General features: G+C 73.4%; 17 protein-coding genes and 1 pseudogene. 10 read left to right on the forward strand and 8 right to left on the reverse strand.

Annotation, left to right across the window (positions count from 1 at the left end):
* Positions 1 to 59: 59 nt before the first annotated feature.
* Positions 60 to 1,037 (reverse strand): DUF2804 domain-containing protein, encoded by a 978-nt coding sequence (locus tag SM452_RS10780; RefSeq protein WP_463839817.1) that lies wholly within the window; start codon positions 1,035 to 1,037, stop codon positions 60 to 62.
* Between the two features lie 70 nt (positions 1,038 to 1,107).
* Positions 1,108 to 1,866, reverse strand: a complete 759-nt coding sequence (locus tag SM452_RS10785; RefSeq protein WP_262012165.1) for a peptidylprolyl isomerase — start codon at positions 1,864 to 1,866, stop codon at positions 1,108 to 1,110.
* Between the two features lie 226 nt (positions 1,867 to 2,092).
* Here SM452_RS10785 and SM452_RS10790 point away from each other — a divergent pair, with 226 nt between their 5' ends.
* From SM452_RS10790 to SM452_RS10810, 5 genes are all read left to right on the forward strand, one after another.
* A complete protein-coding gene (locus SM452_RS10790; protein WP_463839818.1) occupies positions 2,093 to 3,247 on the forward strand; it encodes an RNA ligase RtcB family protein in 1,155 nt (384 codons plus the stop codon).
* Complete coding sequence (prfH, locus tag SM452_RS10795; protein ID WP_355513721.1) at positions 3,244 to 3,849, forward strand: peptide chain release factor H; 606 nt, start codon at positions 3,244 to 3,246, stop codon at positions 3,847 to 3,849. The genes SM452_RS10790 and prfH overlap by 4 nt, the downstream gene beginning before the upstream one ends.
* A gap of 95 nt (positions 3,850 to 3,944) precedes the next feature.
* Positions 3,945 to 4,091, forward strand: a complete 147-nt coding sequence (locus tag SM452_RS10800; RefSeq protein WP_262012162.1) for a hypothetical protein — start codon at positions 3,945 to 3,947, stop codon at positions 4,089 to 4,091.
* Positions 4,088 to 4,717 carry a hypothetical protein gene (locus tag SM452_RS10805; RefSeq protein WP_463839819.1) on the forward strand — a complete coding sequence of 210 codons (630 nt, stop codon included), beginning with the start codon at positions 4,088 to 4,090 and terminating at the stop codon, positions 4,715 to 4,717. The genes SM452_RS10800 and SM452_RS10805 overlap by 4 nt, the downstream gene beginning before the upstream one ends.
* A 29-nt stretch (positions 4,718 to 4,746) precedes the next feature.
* Positions 4,747 to 5,574 carry a DUF72 domain-containing protein gene (locus tag SM452_RS10810; RefSeq protein ID WP_463839898.1) on the forward strand — a complete coding sequence of 276 codons (828 nt, stop codon included), beginning with the start codon at positions 4,747 to 4,749 and terminating at the stop codon, positions 5,572 to 5,574.
* 68 nt (positions 5,575 to 5,642) lie between these two features.
* Here SM452_RS10810 and SM452_RS10815 read toward each other — a convergent pair whose 3' ends face one another.
* Positions 5,643 to 6,437 (reverse strand): DUF3152 domain-containing protein, encoded by a 795-nt coding sequence (locus SM452_RS10815; protein ID WP_463839820.1) that lies wholly within the window; start codon positions 6,435 to 6,437, stop codon positions 5,643 to 5,645.
* Positions 6,438 to 6,573: 136 nt separating this feature from the next.
* Here SM452_RS10815 and SM452_RS10820 point away from each other — a divergent pair, with 136 nt between their 5' ends.
* The 3 genes from SM452_RS10820 to SM452_RS10830 all read left to right on the forward strand — a co-directional run bounded on the left by SM452_RS10820 (position 6,574) and on the right by SM452_RS10830 (position 9,152).
* Complete coding sequence (locus tag SM452_RS10820; RefSeq protein WP_013285212.1) at positions 6,574 to 7,077, forward strand: SigE family RNA polymerase sigma factor; 504 nt, start codon at positions 6,574 to 6,576, stop codon at positions 7,075 to 7,077.
* 5 nt (positions 7,078 to 7,082) lie between these two features.
* Positions 7,083 to 7,802: a hypothetical protein gene (locus SM452_RS10825; protein WP_355513730.1), complete on the forward strand. Its 720-nt coding sequence runs from the start codon at positions 7,083 to 7,085 to the stop codon at positions 7,800 to 7,802.
* A 303-nt stretch (positions 7,803 to 8,105) separates the two neighbouring features.
* Positions 8,106 to 9,152 carry a zinc-dependent alcohol dehydrogenase family protein gene (locus tag SM452_RS10830; protein WP_463839821.1) on the forward strand — a complete coding sequence of 349 codons (1,047 nt, stop codon included), beginning with the start codon at positions 8,106 to 8,108 and terminating at the stop codon, positions 9,150 to 9,152.
* Between the two features lie 63 nt (positions 9,153 to 9,215).
* Here SM452_RS10830 and SM452_RS10835 read toward each other — a convergent pair whose 3' ends face one another.
* From SM452_RS10835 to SM452_RS10845, 3 genes are all read right to left on the reverse strand, one after another.
* A complete protein-coding gene (locus SM452_RS10835; RefSeq protein WP_262012158.1) occupies positions 9,216 to 12,446 on the reverse strand; it encodes an Ig-like domain-containing protein in 3,231 nt (1,076 codons plus the stop codon).
* Between the two features lie 241 nt (positions 12,447 to 12,687).
* A complete protein-coding gene (locus tag SM452_RS10840; protein ID WP_402812300.1) occupies positions 12,688 to 14,133 on the reverse strand; it encodes a cryptochrome/photolyase family protein in 1,446 nt (481 codons plus the stop codon).
* A gap of 21 nt (positions 14,134 to 14,154) precedes the next feature.
* Positions 14,155 to 14,724 (reverse strand): winged helix-turn-helix domain-containing protein, encoded by a 570-nt coding sequence (locus SM452_RS10845; RefSeq protein WP_262012156.1) that lies wholly within the window; start codon positions 14,722 to 14,724, stop codon positions 14,155 to 14,157.
* Positions 14,725 to 14,983: 259 nt separating this feature from the next.
* Here SM452_RS10845 and SM452_RS10850 point away from each other — a divergent pair, with 259 nt between their 5' ends.
* On the forward strand, positions 14,984 to 19,381 hold the full coding sequence (locus SM452_RS10850; RefSeq protein ID WP_463839822.1) for a S8 family serine peptidase: 4,398 nt from the start codon (positions 14,984 to 14,986) through the stop codon (positions 19,379 to 19,381).
* Positions 19,382 to 19,726: 345 nt separating this feature from the next.
* Here the strand turns inward: SM452_RS10850 and SM452_RS10855 are convergent, their stop codons facing one another.
* Entirely contained in the window at positions 19,727 to 20,218 is a 492-nt protein-coding gene (locus tag SM452_RS10855; RefSeq protein WP_463839823.1) for a winged helix-turn-helix domain-containing protein, read from the reverse strand.
* A 279-nt stretch (positions 20,219 to 20,497) separates the two neighbouring features.
* On the opposite strand from SM452_RS10855, the pseudogene SM452_RS10860 reads away from it, so the two are divergent.
* Positions 20,498 to 20,704, forward strand: a pseudogene (locus SM452_RS10860) (hypothetical protein); the annotation flags it as partial.
* Between the two features lie 30 nt (positions 20,705 to 20,734).
* Here SM452_RS10860 and SM452_RS10865 read toward each other — a convergent pair.
* Positions 20,735 to 21,769, reverse strand: coding sequence for a sigma-70 family RNA polymerase sigma factor (locus SM452_RS10865; protein ID WP_355513693.1), 1,035 nt, complete (start codon positions 21,767 to 21,769; stop codon positions 20,735 to 20,737).
* Positions 21,770 to 21,814: the final 45 nt, after the last annotated feature.

Genomic DNA, 21,814 nt, shown 5'->3' on the forward strand with positions numbered 1-21,814 from the left:
CGGTCCCGGACGGGGCCGCCCCACGCTGTGCGTACGGCCCGGCCCGGCGGGGAACGGCCTCACCAGCGGTTGCGGGCCTCCTCGGCCCAGCCGACCAGGCCGTCCAGATCCACGCGCCCGCCGTCGTCTGTCGCCGCCCGGCCGGTGAAGTTCCCGAAGCACTGGTGCGTCTCCCCGGCCAGCACGAGCAGGTTGGTCCGCGCCACCCGCTCGTGGAACGGGTGGAACGTGACGTCCACCCGGTCACCGGTGATCCGCCACGGCCGCAGCCAGTCGGTACGGTCGTACTCCCAGGTCAGATCGGCGCCGATCTTGTGCAGCCGCCCGTCGACGAACACCGCGTTCTCGGTCGAGCCGGTGCCGTCGGTCCACTTGCCGCCGAGCTGGATCGACCGGCCCGGCCCGCTGCCGGCCGCCCAGTTCCACCGCACCGCGTACCGCCACTTGCCCCGGCCGTGGTCGAGCGCCGCGTACGACCCCTCCCCCACCGGGTACGCCGTGCCGTCCACTGTGATCGTGCCGTGCACCGGCCGGCCGATGTCCTTGACCGTGTACTGGAACCGTCGCGTGCTCCACGGCACCACCACGCCGAGCGACTCGTGCCCCGGCGGCAGCGGCACGGTCAGGTCCACCTCGACGCCGGGTGCGCTCGCCCGCAGCGTACTGCCGTCCGGGCCCTGCTCCACCGCGATGGTCAGGTTCCCGCCCCGGGCGCGGACCGGACCGGCGCCACTGACCGGCGGCAGCACCGTGCCCCGGGCGAACGGCACCACCGCCTCCGCCGTGGTCTCCCGCCCGGTACGCCGGTCGAGCAGGTAGAGGCTCTGCACCCCGGCGTAGTCGAGCGACGACGCGACAAGGCCGAGGATGTGGGTCGGAGTCACCACGCCCCAGTGCTCCCACCGCTTGGCCCGGCCCCAGCCGCGCAGGTTCGCCCGGTGCAGCGGCCGACGACTCCAGCCGACCGCGTCCGGGTTCAGTCGCCCGTCCGGCCGGCACAGGTCGACCGGCTCGGTGATCTCCCGCTCATGCGTCATCGCCGCAGGCTACCGACGACGGCGCGGGCCCGGCGGGCGGCCTGGGCGGCCGTCCCGCCGGGCCGTCGCGTCAGCGGCCCTGCTTGGCGCGGCAGATCTCCACCGGCACCGCCGGGGCGCCGTCGACCGGAGCCGGATCCTCCGGGGTGGGCGCGATGCCGCCGGCCGAGATCCGGTCCAGCGTGGCCAGCCCGGCCGCGTCTACCTGACCGAACACGGTGTAGTTGGGGCGCAGCGCCGAGTCGGCCTGGACCAGGAAGAACTGGCTGCCGTTGGTGTCCGGGCCGGCGTTGGCCATGGCCAGGGTGCCGCGCGCGTACAGGCGGCGTACGCCGGTCGGGTCGGTCGGCGCGGGCGGCAGGTCGGTGGGCAGCTCGTCGCGGTACCGGTAGCCCGGGCCGCCCTCGCCGGTACCGGACGGGTCGCCGCACTGGAGGACCGTCAGCGTCGGGTACGCGGTGAGCCGATGGCAGGGCGTCCGGTCGTAGAAGCGCTTCCGGACCAGGTGCAGGAAGCTCTGCACGGTGCACGGCGCCTGTTCACGGTCCAGCGTCAGCCCGATCGGCCCCTGGTTGGTGCGCAGCGTGACCCGCACGGTGCCGCGGTCCGGCGTGCGGCGCGGGTCCGGCGGCAGCGACACCGGACGGGCGGCCGGCTCGTCCGGCGTGGGCGTGTACGCGCACGGCCCCTTCGTGGGCGCCGGGTCGGCGGGCGGCGCCGCGGTCGCGGCGACACCTGCGGCGGCGACGATCGTCGCGGCGGCCAGGCTCACCCCGGCGAGGCGGGCCAGCAGGGGTAATGCGGCGTGCGTTCGGGTTTCGCTCGACACGGTGGTCCTCCCTGGACTCGTGGCACCAGAACGACCGGAGTCTATGGATCGGGTGGGGTGATGTCGACGCGCCCGCCGGGCGGGTCGCCGGGAAAGTCGGTTGCCCGCCCGGGCCGCCTCCGCGAGGCTGAGCGGCATGACGTTCTGACGGATCGCATCCCCGCCCGCAGGCCCTTCGCGCCGCCTGCCGTTCCCCGCCTCTCTCTTTCCGCAGAAACGAGCGTCTGTGTCCGCGTACCCCTCCGGGCGGGCCGTCGTGCCCGCCACCGTCTCCGTCTTCTCCTCCCCCGGCAGCTGGATCGAGTCCGCCGCGCTCGACCAGTGCCGCCAGGTCGCCGCCCTGGACGGCATGGCGCACGTCGCCGCCATGCCCGACCTGCACCCCGGCAAGGGCGCGCCGATCGGCGCCGCGATGTCCTCGACCGTGCTCTATCCGTTCCTCGTCGGCTCCGACATCGGGTGCGGCATCGCGGTCTTCCCGATCGCTCTGCGCCGGGTCGTACCCGAACGGCTCGCGGCCCGGTTCCCCGACCTGGACCGGGCGCTCGAGCCGGACCGGGACGCCGACGACCCGGCCTGGTCGGTGCTCGACGGCGACGTGCCGGCCGGTCACCTCGACGGCCTCGGCACCGTCGGACGCGGCAACCACTTCGTCGAACTGGCCCGCGTCGGGCCGATCCTCGCGGCGGAGCACGCCGAGCGGCTCGGGCTCGACGCCGGTGACCTGGTGCTCGTGGTGCACTCCGGGTCGCGCGGGCTGGGCGAACGGATCCTGCGCGAGCACACCGAGACGCACGGCGCCGGTCCCGCGCCCGACCCGGACGCCTACCTGGCCCGGCACGACGCGGCCGTGCGGTGGGGTTCGCTCAACCGGCGGCTGCTGGCCGCGCGGGTCGCGTACGCGCTCGGCGCCGAGCCCACCGAGCCGGTCGTCGACCAGTGCCACAACCTGGTCGAGATCCGCGACGGCCGCTACCTGCACCGCAAGGGCGCGGCGCCGGGCGACGGGCGGGACGTGCTGATCGCCGGCACCCGCGGCACACCCTCCTACCTGGTGGCCGCGCACGCCGGGCCGGACGCCGGTTACTCGGTGGCGCACGGCGCCGGGCGCAAGATGTCGCGCGCCGACGCGCTGCGCCGGGGCCGGGCCAAGCACACGGTCGAGGAGCTGCGCCGTACGCCGGTCGGCTCGATAGTGGTGTGCGGCGACCGGCAACTGCTGTTCGAGGAGGCACCCACCGCGTACAAGCGCATCGAGCAGGTCATCGGCGACCTGGTGGCGCACGACCTCGCCACGCCGATCACCACCACGGTTCCGCTCGTCACCTACAAGACGCCGGACGTGGGCCGCCGCGACGAACGCCGCAAGGGCCGCCGGTGACCGAGCTGCTGCTGTCCGCCGGACGCGGACCCGCCGAGTGCGCGTGGGCGCTGGCCCGGCTGCTGTCCCGCCTGGAGGGCGAGGCGGCCCGGCGGGGCCTGCGTACCGAACGGGTCGAGACGGTACCCGGCGACCGGGCCGGCACCTACCGGTCGGCGCTGGTCCGGATCAGCGGCGCCGGGGCGGAGACGTTCGCGGCCGGGTGGACCGGCACGCTCTGCTGGCAGGCGCCCAGCCCGTACCGGACGGGCCACGGCCGGAAGAACTGGTACGTCACCGCGCGGACCTGCCGGACCGACGTGGTGGTCACGCCTTTCCACGAGGCGGACGTGGAGTTCGTGCCCTGCCGCACCGGCGGGCCCGGCGGCCAGCACCGCAACAAGGCGAGCACCGCCGTCCGGGCCACGCACCGCCCGTCCGGCCGGACCGTGGTGGTGGACACCGAACGGCACCTGCACCTCAACCGCCGGATCGCGGTCGAGCTGCTGCGGCAGCGGATCGCCGCCGACGACGAGGCGGCCCGGCGCGCGGGCGTCGACGCCCGCTGGCGGATCCACGACGAGCTCGTACGCGGCGACCCGGTACGGGTGGATCGGCCCTGACGCGGCCCGGTCCGCCGCGCGTGCCGCCCCCGGCTACCGTGGTCGCGGCGACCGGGCGGCCCCGGCCCGCCGCGACGCGAGCGCGAGGAGGACGGATGCGACGGAGAAGGACCGGTCCGATGGCGGCGCTCGCGCTCGCCGCCTGCGGCGGGGACGCCGGGACCGATCCCGAGACCTACCTCCGCGACGCCATGCACGGACAGGTCACCGACGGCGCCTGCGACATGGACCGCGTCCGGTGAACCCGCTCGTGCAGCGCTTCCGCGCCGTGGTCGCCATGTGGATCTTCGTCGGCTCCGGCGGATTCCTGCTGACCGGCTTCCTCGGCCTGGCCCTGCTGACCCAGACGGGCCCGTTCGCGGCCGCGTCGACCTTCTCCGCCGCCGCCGAGTTCGCCCCCGGCGCCGAGATCAAGGTGCGGGACACCGGCGTACGCCCCGGCAACATCCTCATCCTCGCGACCCCGGCCGTCGTGGACCCCGCCACCGTCCGGTGCACCGCGAAGAGCCGGGTCTACTCCACCGGCGAGCAGCGCAGCAGGGAGGTGGCCGGGGCGCGGCCCGAGGGGACGGCGGCGGTGATGCGTGACAGCGGCGACCCACGGCTGTTCACGCCGGTGCTGGCCACCGAGGGCATCACCTGGATGGACACCGACTTCGTGAGCTGCACCGGTGACGGCGTGGAGGCGTTCACGCTGGCGTCGGCGAAGGGCCTCCAGAGTGACCGGTTCCGGCTCGGCGCCGGACTGCTGCTCATGCTGCTCGCCCCGGTGTTCGCCGGGCTCGGCGGCCTCGCGCTGTACCTCACCCGGAAGTGGAACCGGGAGGCGGCGCTGCGCGGCGCCTCGACGAGCTGGCCCTACCGGTGACCGGGATGCGCCTGCACGTGGGCTGTGCCATGTGGACGCACAGGTCCTGGTCCGGCCGCTTCCTGCCGCACCCGCTGCCCGCGCACGAGCGGCTGCGCGCGTACGCCGGGTGGTGCGACGCCGTGGAGGGCAACACCACGTTCTACGCCACCCCGGCCCGCCAGACGGTGGCGTCCTGGGCCGAGCAGACCGGTCCGGGCTTCCGCTTCCTGCCGAAGCTGCCGAAGGTGGTCACGCACGAGCGCCGGCTCACCGGCGGCGAGGCGGAACTGCGGGCGTTCCTGCACGCGATGGAGCCGCTCGGCCCCCGGGCGGACGCGCTCTGGATCCAGTTGCCCGGCTCGTTCGGCCCCGGTGAGGTGCCCGACCTCGACCGGTTCCTGCGCACGCTGCCCACCACCCACAGGTACGCCGTCGAGGTCCGCCACCCCGCCTTCTTCACCGAGCCCGGTGCGGTACGCGCGCTGGAGGCCACGCTGCACCGGGCCGGCGCCGAGTGGATCCCGTTCGACACCACGGCGTTCTTCCGCACACCACCGACCAGCGACGCGGAGCGGGAGGCGTGGACGCGCAAGCCGCGCCTGCCGCTGCGTACCCGGGCGCTGACCGACCGGCCGATCGTGCGCTACCTGGGCCGCGACGACCCGGCCCGCACCGTCGAGGGCTGGCAGCCGTGGCTGGACGTGGTCACCGGCTGGCTGCGGGAGGGCCGCTCGCCGACCGTGTTCGTGCACACGCCGGACAACGCGGACGCGCCCGAGTTGGCCCGCCGCTTCCACGACCAGGTCCGCGAGCGGGTGCCCGGGCTCGCGCCGCTGCCCGAGCCGGAGCCGGTCGGCCCGGCCACGCTGTTCTGAGCGCCGGATGGGATCCCCGGCGCCGGCCCGGCTGCCGCGCGAGGCGCATGACCCGCCGGAGGACCCACTCAGCCCGGCCGGCCGGCCTCCGGCGGGGGAAGGCGGTCGTCGTACGCGCCGGACCGGCCCGCGTACCGCTCGCCGTGCAGGAACGGCAGCGGGTTCGGGGTGCAGCCGTGCAGGCCGAGCGTCTGCTGCTGCATCACCGGCGCCGGACGCCCCCGCCCCGGGCAGCGTTCGTGCCCGTGACCCAGGCGGTGGCCGACCTCGTGGTTGACCACGTACCGGCGGTACGCGGCGAGGTCGCTGCCGTACGCGGGCGCGCCGCCCACCCAGCGGGCCACGTTCACCACCACCCGATCCCCGCTGCGGCAGGACGTGTACCGGTCCGGCCCGTCCCCGCACAGGTCGTCGCGCGTACCGGGGGTGGCGAGGTAGACGGTGAAGTCGGCGGTCCCATCGGCGCCGACGCGGCGCAGGGCGATCCGTCCGTCGGTGGTCCAGCCACCCGGGCCGCCGAGGATGCCGGTGACCTGCGCCCCGAACACGCCCGCTGGCAGACCCGTGATGTCGCGCTCCACCGCCACCCGGTAGCGCAGCAGCCGGCCCGTACCCCTTGTGGTGGCCGGCTCGGCGACGGCGAACCGCCACCGGTTGCCGCCCTCGGCGGGATAGCCGATCGGGGCCGGCCGGGACCGGACGGGCGCCGCCGCCGACGCGGCCGGCCCGGCGGCCGACGGGCCGGGCAGCCCGGACGGCGTGGCTGTGGGCTGGTCGGCCACGGCCGGAGTGCAACCGGCCAGCGCCACCGTCAGCGCGATCACCGCCGCGCCGCCGCGCGTCCGGTCCACGGTCCTGGTCATCTCGTCTCCCCTCGGCGCCCGGTCGGGGGCGCGGGGATGAGGACGGGTGACCCGTCGCGGAAGTTGGTCCGGCGGGGACTCAACCTTTTCCGCGTCCCGCACGTCCCTACCGGGGTGAGAGGTGCAGAGGACCGGCATGGCCCGGGGTGACGCGGAGTTCGTCGAGTTCGCGCGGGCGTCCTCCGCGCGGCTGACGCACGCCGCCTTCCTCATGACCGGCAACCACCACCACGCCGAGGACGCGGCCCAGACCGCGCTGGTGCGCACGTACGCGTCGTGGTCGCGGATCCGCAACGGCGACCCGTACGGCTACGCCCGTTCGGTGCTGGTGAACCACCTCGTCGACACCTGGCGGCGGCCGATCCGCGAGTACCCGAGCGACGACCTCCCGGAGCGGCGCGGCGGCGACATGGCCGAGGAGGTGGCGACGCGGCGGTGGCTGGTCACCGCGCTCGGCACGCTCACCGCGCGTGAACGCGCCGTCGTCGTCCTGCGTCACTACTTCGACCTGCCGGAGGCCCAGGTGGCCCGCGAACTCGACGTGTCCGTCGGAACCGTCAAGAGCACCTCGTCCCGGGCGCTGGAGAAGCTGCGTACCGCCGGTCTGTCCGCGCCGCGACCGCAGGAGACGTGCCGGTGACCGAGATGGACGAGCTGCGCCGCGCGATGCGGGCGACCGAACGGGCCGACGGCCTGGACATCGCGGACATCATGCGCCGGGGACGCCGGCTGCGCCGCCGCCGGCGGATCGGCACCGGGGTCGCGGCGGCGGTGGCGACCGTCGCGGTGGCGGTCGGCGTCGACGCCGTGGCGACGCGGTCCGGCCCGCCGGACCTCCCGGCCGGGGAGCCGGTCGCCACCGCGTCCGCCGCCACTCCCCCGCCCTCGCCGACCGCCGCGCCGGCCCCGACCGAGTCGCCGCTGCGGCCGCTCGGGACCGTCGTGGACAGCGGCATCCGGTACGGCGCCGACGAGCGCGTGTTCTTCATGGTCCCGGTCGACGTGCCGGAACTGCCGCGCGTGACGATCGGCCTGGTCGCCGGGCGGCGCGCGCCGGACGGCCGCCTGACCTCCGACTTCCTGGTGAACGACGTGACCGGCAGCGACCGCCGGCCGGGCTTCCACGAGATCGGGTACGACCAGCAGCGGGTGCCCACCGACGCGACGATCCCCACGTTCGGCTACTTCGTCGGCCCGGCGGCCCGCATCGTCGGGACCGTCGACGGCCGGCAGGTCGAGGCGAAGCTGGTCCGCTGGAGCGAGGACCCCCAGGTGGTGATCTTCTGGTTCGACCCGAAGACCCTCACCCCGGGAACCCCCCTGGACGGCATCACCGCCCGCACCTCCCAGGGCCGCCGCCTGTAGCACTTCCGTCCCCCTCCCCCTGTGCCCGGTGATCAAGGAGTTTGCGGGCGGACATCGCCCTGCTGAGGACACAAACTCCTTGATCACCGGCGCGAGGGGGGCCCGCTCCCATCAGGTGAGAGAGGCGGCTGGACCCCGGCCCCTCGTCGACGATCTTGCACTTTCTGCCCGGTCAGATGGGACATCTGCGACATCAACAGGGCCGCAAGTGCAAGATCGCGGGGAGCGGGTGTGGGAGCGGGTGAGGGTGGAAGGGCGAGGGTGGGGTGGGAGGTGGGGTGGGCGGGTGTGAGGATCGGGGGTATGCGTGCGGTGGTGTTCGAGCGGTTCGGGGTGCGGCCGGAGGTCCGGGAGGTGGACGACCCGGCGCCGGCGCCGGACGGCGTGGTCGTCCGGGTCGGCGCGACCGGCCTGTGCCGCAGTGACTGGCACGGCTGGCAGGGCCACGACCCGGACATCCGCGTGCCGCACGTACCGGGGCACGAGTTCGCCGGCGTCGTCGTGGCCGCAGGCGCGGACGTCCACGGCTGGCGGCCCGGCGACCGGGTGACCGCGCCGTTCGTCTGCGCGTGCGGGCGGTGCCCGTCGTGTCTCGCGGGCGACCAGCAGGTGTGCGAGCGGCAGACCCAGCCGGGCTTCACCGGTTGGGGTTCGTTCGCCGAGCTGGTCGCGGTACGGCACGCCGACGTCAACCTGGTCCGGCTGCCCGACGAGCTGGACGAGGCGGCCGCCGCCGCGCTCGGCTGCCGGTTCGCCACCGCGTTCCGGGCCGTCGTCGCGCAGGGCCGGGTGGCGGCGGGCGAGTGGGTGGCGGTGCACGGCTGCGGCGGCGTCGGCCTGTCCGCGGTCATGGTCGCGGCGGCGAGCGGGGCGCGGGTGGTGGCGGTGGACGTGTCGCCCGGCGCGCTGGAGCTGGCCCGCCGCAGCGGTGCCGCGGTGTGCGTGGACGCGAGCGCTCTGAGCGGTCCCGGCGAGGTGGCCGCTGCGGTCCGGGAGGCCACCGGCGGGGGCGCCCACCTGTCGCTGGACGCGCTCGGCAGTCACGCCACCTGCGTGGCGTCGATCGAGGGCCTGCGCCGACGCGGCCGGCACGTGCAGGTCGGGCTGCTGCCCGCCGCGCAGGGCCGGCCCGCGCTGCCGATGGACCTGGTGATCGCGTACGAGCTGGAGCTGCGGGGCAGCCACGGCATGCCGGCGCACGCGTACCCGGAGATGCTGCGGCTGGTCACCGCCGGGGTGCTGCGCCCGGCCGAGCTGGTCACCCGCACCATCGACCTGGACGCCGCCCCTGACGCGCTGGCCACGATGGACCGGCCGGCCACCGCCGGGATGTGCCTGATCCGGCCCTGAGACGGGCACGGGCCGGCCCGGCGCCGGGTGACCCGGCGCGGACCGGCCCGCGAGGCCGTCCGGTCAGTCGGTGACGGTCACCGTGACGGTACGGGGCGGCTGCTGGTACTGACCCCGGTTGTCCATGCCGCGGATCGTCACCGTGTACGTGCCGGCCGGGATCACCGGCGACGTGTACGCGAAGTTCGACCCCGGCGAGCCCGGGCTGGTGAGGAACGTGGCGATCCACGGCCAGCTGGTCGGCGCGCCTGCCCGGCCGAACGTGCCGGCCGAGTTCATGCCCTGCCCGGCGCTGTTGCCGATCTGCACCTCGACCTTCTGCATCCCGCCGTCGTCCACGGCCCGGCCGGTGACCACGATCCGGCCACCGGTGTACGCCTGACCCTCGACCGGCGTGATGCTCGGCTCCAGCGTCGGGTCGGTGTCACCCGGGTAGACCAGGTAGCGGGCGGTCGCGCCGCTCGTCGAGTTGTCCTGCTGACCGGCGGTGTCCACGGCCCACGCCTCGACGCTGTACGTGCCCCGGGTGGGCAGGTCGATCGAGAGCGTGAACGCGGTGCTGGTCGCGCCGGGCGCGGCGAGCGTCGCGTCGACCGTGGCGAACGCGGCGGCCATGGTGCCGTTCGGTTGCACGTACCGGCCGGTGTCGAGGTCGCGCAGCGCGATCCGGACCGCCCGCACACCCTTGTCGTCGGTCGCCGTGCCGGCCAGGTCCAGGTGCAGCTGGTCGATGTCCTGGTTGGTGCCGGTGAAGCCGAGCAGCCCGTTCGGGAAGGCGTCGCCGGGCACCTGGGCGGTGACGGTGAGCCGGCCCATGTTGGTGCTGGACGTGGTCAGGCCGAGCTTGTCGGTCGCCCGTACCCGGAAGTCGTATACGCCCGGGGTGAGCGGCACCGTGGTGAACGACCAGTCGAACGTCGCGGCGTCGAGGTTGGTCGGGGAGATCCGGTGGTAGCCGGCGACCGAGTCGGCGCCCCACGTGCCATCGCTGGCGAGCGCCTCGCGGGTGGTGTTGTTGCGCAGGTAGATCTCGACCGACTTGAGGGCGTCGTCGTCGCGTGCCGTACCGGCGAACGTGACGGTACCGCCGGGCGCGACGGTGAACGGCACGGCGTTGCCCGGCGGCGTCATCGCCACCGGCGAGGTGATCGCCACTGTCGGCGGTACGCCGTTCGCGGAGACGGTCCAGTCGCGGGTGTCGCCGCGCAGGTCGCTCTGCCCGGTCGTGTCGACGGCGGTGGCGGTCATCTTCCACTGTCCCTCGGTGGGCAGCGTGACCTCGTACTGCCAGGTCGTGGACGTCGCGCCGATCACGTCCGGCTCGCCGCGGAACGTGTTGTAGACGGCGGCGACGGTCCCGTCGTCCTGCAGGTACCGGTTGTCCGGGGTGCGGAACGAGTAGATCAGCGAGTTGACGCCCTTGTCGTCGGTGGCGGTGCCGGAGGCCACGAACGTCTGCGTGGCGACCAGGCCGGCCGACGGCGAGCTGATCCGGGTCGTCGGCGGCAGGTCGTCGAAGCGGAACGCCTCGATCTTCTTGACCGCCTTGGTGGTGTCGCCGGCCCCGTTGCGGTCGAACGTCTTGGCCTGCAACTGGTAGACCCCGGCCGGCAGCGTCACCGGCAGGCTCCACGTGGTGGAGGTGGCGTTCGGCGCGGCCACGGTCGTGTTGATCGCCTTGAACGCGCCCCAGGTGGTCAGGTCGGCCTGGAGGTACTTGCCGCTGTTGCGGTCCTGGATCTCCAGCTGGACCCGGGCCACGCCGGCCGGGGCGAGCGCCTGGCCGCTGATCGTGAACGACTCGCCCGCCGGCTTCACCGCGCCCTCGATCGGCGTGGTGATGGTGGTGTCCAGCGCCGCCGGCTTGGGCTCCTTGGAGAGGTCGAAGAAGGCCACCCGGCCGGTGGTCTTGCCGCCCTTGACGTTGCCGTCACCGCCGACGAGCAGGCCGCGCGAGGTGGCGAGCATCGCCTTCTCGCCCTCGTACGAGTTGGAGCCGGGGTTCCACTCCAGCGCGGTGCCGGTGAGCGGGTCGAGCGCGCCGAGGTGGTCGCGGCGGACCACCTGGTCGCCGAGGCCGTAGCCGCTGAGCCCCTGGCCGGTGCCGTAGCCGACGTTGTCCAGGCCGGGCCACGGCACGTTCGACGTGGGCGACTCCTGCCAGCTGAAGTGACCGCCGACGTAGACGGCGGTGTCGGTGATCGCGACCGAGTAGATGCTGTCGAAGTGCCGGGAGATCCAGAGCGGCTCGACGTTGTCGTTTCCGGTCAGCGAGTACGCGATGGCGGTGTCGTTGATCGGCGGGCGGTCGCCGCCGGAGCCGCTGGTGACCACGAAGTACGAGTCGTCCGGCGCGATGTCACCGGCGAAGACGCGCTGGATGCCGCCGACGAAGGAGAGGTTGTCCTCCCACAGCCGGGTACGCCACGGCAGCAGCGCCTTGCTCGCCGTACCGATGAGCGCCACGCCGTAGCGGTCCTGGCCGGCGATCTGGCGGCCGGTGTGCACGACCAGCAGCTTGCTGCGGTCGTGGGTGAGCTTGAGCTGCTGCACGGTGAGCATGCCGCCGACCCCGATGCCGCCGGTGAGCGGCAGGTTGAAGCCGGTGTCGACGGCGCCGGTGGTGGGGTTGAGCGCGGCCAGGCCGCTGCGGCTGACCCCGTTGACGGTGGCGAACTGACCGCCGACGTAGACCGCGTTGCCGCTGACCGCGAGCGCGGTGGCTCGCGCGTTGGCGGTGGCGGTGAACGCGGCGATCGGCGCGCCGGTGGTCGGGTTCAGCCGGGCGATCTTGCGCTTGGTGACGCCGTTGATCGTGTTGAACGCGCCGGCGATGTAGAGCGACGAGCCGTCCGGCGACGCCTCCACCGCGGCGACGGCGCCGTCGATGACCGGCTTGAACCCGGTGTCCACCTTGCCGGTGTCCAGGTTGTACGACGCCAGGGACTTCTGCGCGATCGCGGACCCGCCGACGTTCGCGATCGAGGTGAACGTGCCGGCGATGAAGACGCGGTTGCCGATCACCTCGATGTCGGTGATCTCGCCGTTGCTGATCCGCGGCGTGTCGGTGCGGGGCGTGGTCGGCATCAGCCGGGTGTCCCCGGGGGTGACCAGCGCACGGGTCGCTGTGGTACGCGCGGCGCCGAGCGCGGCGCTGCTTCCCGTCGCCTGTGCGCCGGTGTGGCCGGCCACGCCGGCGTCCCGCACGGTGACGGTGGCGGCGAGCGCCGGCACTCCCGCCACCACGACCGCGCCGGCGGCGACGACCGCCGCTGCGCGAAGCCAAACTCGCATCGAGACAACTCTCCCTGTCCGCCGGGACGGCCCTCTCGGGTGATTCCCGAGTCCCCTCCGTCCGCGTGCCGGACGCCACCGTAGGAGGCAAAGACTTCTCGCGATACGTGCCGCACCGGTAATCGACCGGTCGCCATCAATTCCGGCCACACCGGCAGGGCGCCTCCACCGATCGGGTCACCGGCTGTCACCGTCCGGCCGTGCGCGCCGTCGGGCCCGCGACGTCACCGTCGCGGCGGGCTCAGGGCACCTCGTCGCCGCGCTTGTCCTCCTGCGCCAGCACCGCGTCGCGGCGCTGCGGGTCGTCGCGTCCGGCGAGCGCCGTCGCCAGTCCGGGATCGGCCGCGAGCCGCTCCCGGTTGCGGTGCCAGAACGCCTCGAAACCCCCTGTGTACGGGCACGCCGTGTCACCGAGCGCCACGTCGGGCTCGTACCGGCAGCCGGCACAGGGGGCGCCGATCCGGAACAGGTGTGTGCCGTCGAACGCCCACGGCCGGGTGTCGATGCGGGACAGGTCGGCGTACTGGCTCATGCCGATGACTGTGGCGTTCATGACCCAGTCCGCTCCGTCGACGAAGCTGCGGCGGAACCAGTCGGCCAGCTCGGCGGGACGCCAGCCGCGTTGCAGGCCGTAGTTGGCGAGCACCGTCAGCCGCGCGGTGTGGTGCGCCCAGGCGGTGTCCCGGACGCCCGCGAGCACGTCGGCGAGGCAGCGGGCCTCCGCCGCGTCGGCGTCGAGCCGGTCGAACCACTCCGGCAGCGGCTGCGCGGCGCCGAGCCAGCCGGCGCCCCGGAACCGCGGCGCGAAGTACCAGTAGAGCTGCCACAGGAACTCGCGCCAGCCGAGCAGGCCGCGCACGAACCGGTGCACCGCGGCGGGCGGCGCGGTGCCGTCCCGGCCGGCCCGTTCGGCGGCCCGGATCGCCGGTTCCGGGTCGAGCAGGCCGCTGTTGAACGAGGACGACAGCGCGCTGTACGCGAGCAGTCCGTCGCCGTCGCGGAGCAGGTCGTGGGTGTCGGCGTACGCGGGCAGCCGGTGGGTCAGGAAGTGCGTGAGCCGGGCCTGCGCCTCGGCGTGCGTGGCGGGGTGGCGGCGCGGGGCGTCCCGGCCGGTGAACCGGATCCCCTCGTCCGCCCAGCGGTCCAGGTCGCGGCGGACCTGCGCGTCGATGTCGTCCTCGACGACCGGCGGGGGCGGCGGCACGTCGACCGGCGGCCGGGCGCGGGGGCGGCGGGCCGGGGCGGGCAGGTCGCGCAGCACGTCGTGGCGCTCGCGGGCGTACCGGTAGAAGTCGTCGACGCGCAGCCGGCCGCGCCGCCGGTCGGCCCAGGCGGCGAAGTCGGCGCGGTCGGTGACGAATCCGCGCGGCGGCAGCACTGTCAGCCCGTCCACGGTACGGGCGAACGCCAGCGCCGCCCGGGACGCCGGGTGCACCAGTTCGACCGGCTCGCCCAGCCCGGCGAGCGCCTCGCGGAACGTGTCGGCCCGTACCAGCCGTGCCCGGTCGCCGAGTCCGGCGGCGCGGTGCCGCAGCGCGGACAGGATCAGGTGTGCCTTCTGCCTGTGCATCGGCCGGGCGGCGAACAGCGACCGCGCCTCCACCAGCAGGACCCGCTGCGTGTCGTCGTCGAGGAAGTGCGGTCCGACCTGATCCGCCAGGAGCCAGCGCCAGGGTGCCAAGGCCATCCCTTCACAGTGGACGTGCGGTCAGTCGCCCCGGACCCGGGGGTGGCGGTGGTCGGTCAGCCGCAGGCCGACGCCGCGTACCGCCGCGATGGTGACGCCGGTGCCCAGCTCGTCGAGCTTACGGCGCAGCCGCTTCACCAGGGACTGCACGTCGGCCCGGCCGTGCGTCGGCGCGTCGTGCCATACCGCGTGGTGCAGTTCCGCGTAGCTCCACACCCGTACCGGCTCGAGGGTCAGGCAGGTCAGCAGGTCGCGCTCCAGCCGGGTCAGGGCCGTCTCCCGGTTGCCCCACCGGGCGGTCGACCGGGCCGCGTCGATGACCAGCGCGCCGTCCGGCGCGGGCTTGTCCCGGGGTACGGGCGCAGCCGGCGCGACGGCCGGTGCCGGCGCGTGCGCCGAGGCCGGCGCATCCGTGATCAACTCGCGCAGCTCGTCCAGATCGGCGACCATCAGAAGAGGTGCGACGCCGTCCAGCAACTCGGTCAGCCGCAGCCGTTCGGCCGGGGACGACGTCACCCCGATGACGAGCGAGAAGGGGCGCTCCGACGGGTCGGTGCCGGAGTTCGCCGCGTTCGTGCCGTCAGTCGTCACCGCGCCCCACCGTGACAAAAACTGTCAACAGGCCGCTCGATCCGGGGGTCTGTTGGTGACATGTTGCTCACGTACGGTCATTGATCGTTCCTCACTGTCGATCATAGTGTCCACTCAGGCGTCCGGCGCAGACCCGCACGGCGCCTAGGGGGCCTGGGGGGTTCTTTTCACACCGGTGTAGCAGTCGGGAGAGCACGTCTCCTGGCCCTTCTGCCATGGCTCGATCATCCGCGGGTCATCGGAACAGGAGGCAGCACCGATGCTGAGACGTCCACACAGATGGGGCCCGGCCCGGCGGCTGGTGAGCGCGGGCGCCGCCCTGGTGCTCGCCGCCACCGCGCTGGCCGCGACCGGTACGGCGGCACAGGCCGAGACGGGCGCGGGCGCGTCGGCCGGCGACAAGATCCGTCCCGAACTCACCCGTCAGCTCCAGGGCAAGAGCGAGGGCGACTTCTGGATCCACTTCGCCGCCAAGGCGGACCTGAGCAAGGCCGCCGCGATCAAGGACTGGAACGAGCGCGGCGCCGCCGTCGCGGCGGCGCTGAAGAAGACCGCCGCCGACAGCCAGTCGAAGATCCGCGCCGAGCTGGACCGCTCGGGCACGAAGTACCAGACCTTCTGGGCGACGAACGCCATCAAGGTCACCGACGGCTCGCTGACCATGGCCCAGAACTTCGCCGCCCACTCCGAGGTGGACGGTCTGTACGCGCCGGTGGAGTACAAGCTGCCGGAGACCACCCCGGGCACCGACGAGAAGTCGGCGAACGCCCTGGAGTGGGGCATCGCCAACATCAACGCCGACGACGTCTGGTCCCAGTACGGCGTCAAGGGCGCCGGGATCACCGTGGCGAGCATCGACAGCGGCGTCCAGTTCAACCACCCGGCGCTGGTGAACGCCTACCGGGGCAACAACGGTGACGGCACCTTCGACCACGACTACAACTGGTTCGACGCGGCCGGCGACTGCGCCACCGCGCCGTGCGACTCCGACGGCCACGGCACGCACACCATGGGCACCATGGTCGGCGCCGACGGGGCCAACCAGATCGGCGTCGCCCCCGAGGTCAAGTGGATCGCCGCGAACGGGTGCTGCCCGTCCGACGCCGCGCTGATCTCCTCCGGGCAGTGGATGCTGGAGCCCACCGACCTCAACGGGCAGAACCCGGACGCGAGCAAGCGGCCCAACATCATCAACAACTCGTGGGGCACCACGGCGCCGTCCAACGAGCCGTTCATGGAGGACGTCACCGACGCCTGGACCGCCTCCGGCATCTTCGGCGTCTGGTCCAACGGCAACAACGGCCCGTCCTGCCAGACCAGCGGCTCGCCGGGCAGCCTGGCGAACAACTACTCGGCCGGCGCGTACGACGTCAACAACAACATCGCCAGCTTCTCGTCCCGGGGCACCGGGCAGAACGGCGAGATCAAGCCGAACATCTCGGCGCCGGGCGTGAACGTGCGCTCCAGCGTGCCGACCGACTCGTACGCCAGCATCAGCGGCACCTCGATGGCGGCGCCGCACCTGGCCGGCGCGATCGCGCTGCTCTGGTCGGCGGCGCCCACCCTGGTCGGCGACGTCACGGCGACCCGCGCGCTGCTCAACGACACGGCGATCGACAAGGGCGACTCGCAGTGCGGCGGCACCACCGACGACAACAACGTCTACGGTGAGGGCCGCCTGGACGCGCTCGCGCTGCTCGCCGCCGCCCCGATCGGGGACAACGGCACCCTGGCCGGCAAGGTCACCGACGCCGCCACCGGCGCCGGGATCGCCGGCGCGACGGTCACCCTGACCGGCGCGGCGGACCGCACGCTGACCACCGGCGCGGACGGGACGTACTCCTCGCTCCTGCCGGCCGGCGACTACCAGGTGGCCGTCTCGGCGTTCGGGTACGCGAGCCGCACCCTGTCGGCGACGATCACCGCGAACACGACGACCACGCTCGACGTCGCGCTCACCGCGGTCGCGAGCGTCACGGTCAGCGGGCAGGTCACCGACGGTTCCGGGCACGGCTGGCCGCTGTACGCGAAGGTGAGCGTCGAGGGCACGCCGATCTCCGACTACACCACGCCGTCGACCGGCCGCTACAGCCTGTCGCTGCCGTCCGGGGCGACGTACCGGCTCAAGGTCGAGCCGCAGTACGCCGGCTACCTGACCACCACCAAGGAGGTCACCGTCGGCACGGGCAACGTGACCGCCAACGTGGCGGTGCAGGCGAACCCGGAGGCGTGCACCACCGCCCCCGGCTACACCGTCAGCTCCGACGGCGAGTACGAGACGTTCGACGGCACCGGTGTCCCGGACGGCTGGACCGTGGTGGACAACGCCGGCACCGGCCAGGTCTGGGAGTTCACCGACGCCGGTGAGCGCGGCAACCTGACCGGCGGCAGCGGCAACTTCGCCATCATCGACAGCGACAACTACGGCAGCGGCGGGCGGCAGGACACGTCGCTGGTCAGCCCGGTGGTCGACCTGACCGGCGTGACCGCGCCGGTGATCCGGTTCAACCAGGACTACAACTGGCTCAACAGCGACCGCGCGGACGTCGACCTGAGCCTGGACGGCGGCACCACGTGGAGCAACGTGCTCCGGCAGGCCGCCGACGTCCGCGGCCCGCGGGTGACCGAGGTGCCGATCCCGCAGGCGGCCGGCCAGTCGCAGGTACGGGTGCGCTTCCACTACTACGAGGCGAGCTGGGAATGGTGGTGGCAGGTCGACAACGTCCTCATCGGCAGCAAGCTCGTCTGCAAGCCGGTCAAGGGCGGCCTGGTCCTCGGCCACGTCCGCGACAAGAACGACAACGGCTACGTCAACGGCGCCACGGTGACCAGCACGGACCGCCCGGCGGAGAATGCCACCACTGTCGCCACGCCGGACGACAGCGAGCTGCCCGACGGCTTCTACTGGATGTTCTCGTCGCTGACCGGGACGCACCCGTTCACCGCCAGTGCGGGCAACTACGTGAGCCAGACCAAGCAGGTGGCGGTCGAGGAGGACTGGGCCACGGCGGCCAACTTCCAGCTCGCCGCCGGCCGGCTGTCGGTGAAGCCGACCTCGATCACCGGCACGGTGCGGATGCCGAGCGGGAAGGTCAGCAAGACCTTCACGGTGACCAACACCGGCGGGGCCCCGGTCACCGCCGAGTTCAGTGAGCGCGACGGCGGGTTCGTGCTGCAACGGGCCGACGGCTCCCGGCTGTCCGAGCAGGCGCTGCTCGGCTCCACCGGCGCCCCGGTCCAGCGGCTGACCGCCGCCACGTCGTTCGCGGCCCGCTCGTCGGGCAAGTCGTCGAACGCGATCGCCGCCGCCGCACCGCAGGCGGACCCGTGGACCACCATCCCGGGCTATCCGGCGAACGTGATGGACAACCGGGTCGTCAACGTCGACGGCACCGTCTACTCCATCGCCGGTGGCGACGGCACCGCGTCGAGCGCCAAGAACTACCGCTACGACCCGATCACCCAGGCGTGGACCGGCATCGCCGACCTGCCCGGCGCGCGTAACGCCATGACGGTCGGCGTGCTCGACGGCAAGATCATCGCCACCGGTGGCTGGGGTGCCGCCGGTCCGGACGCCGCCACCTTCTCGTACGACCCGGCGGCGAACACCTGGACCCGCAAGGCCGACAACCCGGCGCCGCGCGCGGCAGCCGGCCAGGCGGTCGCGGGCGGCAAGCTGTACGCGATCGGCGGCTGCACCACCGCGAGCTGCACGCCGATGGCCAACTCGGTGGTCCGGTACGACCCGGGCGCCGACGCCTGGGAGACGCTGCCGGCGTACCCGAAGTCGGTGGCGTTCCTGTCCTGCGGCGGGATCGACGGCACCGTCTACTGCACCGGCGGCAACGACGGCACCACGTCGCAGAAGGTCGGTTACGCCTTCGACCCGGCCGCAGGCGCGTGGACCGCCATCCCGGACGCGCCGGCCGACAGCTGGGCCTCCTCGTACGCGGTCGCAGGCGGCAAGCTGCTGGTCGTCGGCGGGTCGCAGGGCGGCGCCATCACCAACGCCGGCTTCGCGTTCGACCCGGCGACCAACTCGTGGGCCAACCTGCCCAACGCCAACGCCCCCCGCTACCGGGGCGGCGCGGCCTGCGGGTTCTACAAGATCGGTGGTTCGTCGGGCGGCTTCACGGCCACCAAGGACAGCGAGGTCCTGCCCGGCTTCGGCGAGTGCGCCGAGGGCGCTGCCGACGTGAGCTGGCTGACCGTCGACAAGTCGAAGGTCACGCTGGCGCCGGGTGAGAAGGTCACCGTCACGGTCGGCATGGCCGCGAACGTCGACCAGCCCGGCACGTACTCCGCGTCCGTGGTGATCAAGGAGAACACCCCGTACACGGTGGAGCCGGTGGCGGTGACGATGATCGCGCAGCCGCCGACCACCTGGGGCAAGCTGTCCGGCACGGTCTCCGGCAAGAGCTGCCAGGGCGCCACCGCGCCGCTGGCGGGCGTGACCGTGCAGGTCGACTCCTGGGCGAACTCGTACACCTTCACCACCGACGCCCAGGGCCGGTACGCCTACTGGATGGACCGGCGCAACAACCCGCTGACGCTGATCGTCGCGAAGGACGGCTGGAAGCCCCAGACGCGCCAGACGAAGATCAACAGCAGCACGCCCACGGTGGAGGACTTCACCCTCTCCCCCACCCGCTGCTGACCCAGCACCCCGACAGGGACGGCCCGCCCGGCACACACCGGGCGGGCCGTCCCACTCCTGTTGATCTGTGAGCCCGGCGAGATCTTGGTACCAAACGGCCCTCATAGGGGCCCTTTCGTACCAAGATCTCCACCTCTCCCACCATGCAGAACGCCAATCTCGCGTAACGGGAGACGCTCGACGCAGCTGCGGCCGAACGAGGATCCCCGCCCACGCCACCCCACAAGCCCCGGCGATCTTGCACTTGCGGCCCTGGCAAAGTGCGCCAAAGGGACACCCCGGGGGCCAGAAGTGCAAGATCGCCGGGCCGGGGTGGGGTGGGCTGGGGTGGGTGGGGTGGGACTGTCAGGGGGTGAGGCGGAAACCTACGCCTCGGACGGCGTGGATCGTGGCGGGGGCGTCGAGGCGGCCCAGCTTGCGGCGGAGGCGGCGGACCACCGAGTGCATGTCGGAGCGCCGTCCCAAGTGGTCGTTGCCCCAGACGGCGCGGTGCAGCCGAGCGTACGTCCACACCTGGCCGGGCGTACCGGTCAGGCAGACGATCAGGTCGTGCTCCAGGGGCGTCAGCCCGATCTCCCGCTCTCGCCAGCGCAGCACCCGCCGGTCGGAGTCGACAGCCAGATCCCGCCGGGGCGGCTCGGCCTGCACCTCGCCAGCCGCGGGCGGCTGCGGCGCCGAGGCCAGCGCGGGCCGGCGGACCAGGTCGAGGAAACGGCGGGCCTGATGGGCGCTGGACACGATCAGGAAGGACTCGGTGCCGCCGAGCAGTTGGGCGAGCTGCCGGCGCTCGGCCGACGAGGACGCGATGCCGATGACCAAGGACGGGAGCCCTGTCATCCGTTCCCACCTTTCCGGCAGGCTGAACCGCGACGCCGGGCGGTCGCCGGGTACGACGTTGCGGAGGCACCTGGCTTGCGGAGTTCGACCCGAGGGGTGCGGGAGCTGCGGTTTCGTGAGGCTTCGGGGTGAACTACCGGGATCATATAGCCGAGCACCGATGATTGGTATAGCAGTTAACGTCGATGTAACTGCGTGCAACAAGGTGTTCGAGGCAACTTGCGCCGGGCCGCGTTCGGCACGCGCGTACCGATGAGAGACGGGGCGTACGACGGTCCAATGCGTGTGATCACCCACCTGCTCTGCCTGCCCGACGGGACGCCGACCCGCGCGGACATCGCGGCCCGCTGCGCCGACCTGGCCGAGGCGCTGCGCGGCCGCGACCGGGGCGTGGTGGTGTGCGACGTGTCCGCGGTGAGCGCGCCCGACCTGGTCACGGTCGAGGTGCTGGCACGGATCCGCCTGACCGCGCGGCGGTTCGGCTGGCGGCTGGAGGTACGCGGGGCCTGCGACGACCTACGCGAGCTCGCCGGCCTGCTCGGGCTGGCCGGCACCCTCCTCGAGCCGGTCCGGCAGTCCGAACAGCGGGAAGAGCCGGTCGACGTCGAGGAAGTTGTTGAGCGACGTGATCCGGCCGCCGGAGACGCCGATCACGATCAGCGCCCAGGGCACGTGGCCTGAGCTGTCGGGGTCGCGCCGGTAGTGCCCGAACGCCGGCATCCCGTTGGCGGCGGTCGGCACCAGGCGGGAGCCGCGGCAGCCGCTGCCGGTGCCGGCCATCCACGCCGCGATGTGCTCGGGGCCGCGCAGCCACAGCGGCAGCGGCGGCATCGACAGCGTCGCGTCCTCGTGCAGCAGCGCGGTGAGCGCCGTCAGGTCGTACGCCTCGAAGGCGCGCACGTAGCGGGCGAGCAGCGCCTGCTGCTCGCTGTCGAGCGGCCGGCGCACGTCGGCCTCGGTGTCGGCCGAGGCGAGCGTGGCGCGCGCCCGCTGCAGCGCGCTGTTGACGCTCGCCACCGACGTGTCGAGCAGGTCGGCGACCTCCTGGGCCGACCACGCCAGCACCTCGCGCAGGATCAGCACGGCCCGCTGCTTCGGCGGCAGGTGCTGCAACGCCGCGACGAACGCCAGCCGGACCGACTCCCGGCCGGCCACCACCTCGGCCGGGTCGGCGACCTCCGGCAGCACCCGGTCGTCGGGCGCCGGGCCGAGCCAGATCTGCTCCGGGCGGGGCTCGCCCGGGTGGGTGGCGGTGCCGACGCCGGCCGGACCGAGGTCCATCGGCCGGACCCGGCGCTGCGCGCTGGTGGACATGGACAGGCAGACGTTCGTCGCGATCCGGTAGAGCCAGGTCCGCAGCGCGGACCGCCCCTCGAACTTGTCGAAATTACGCCAGGCACGGACGAATGTGTCCTGTACCGCGTCCTCGGCCTCGAAGGCCGAACCCAGCATCCGGTAGCAGTAGCCGGTCAGCTCCGACCGGTACTCCTCGAGTTGCGCCTCGACGGGGACGCTCGCCACCTCGCTCACCCCGCCGAAACTAGCCCACATGCTGCGTCAATGCGAGCACGTTCGGGCCCGCACCGATGAGTCGGT

The sequence above is a fragment of the Micromonospora sp. SYSU B005 genome (assembly GCF_055362685.1).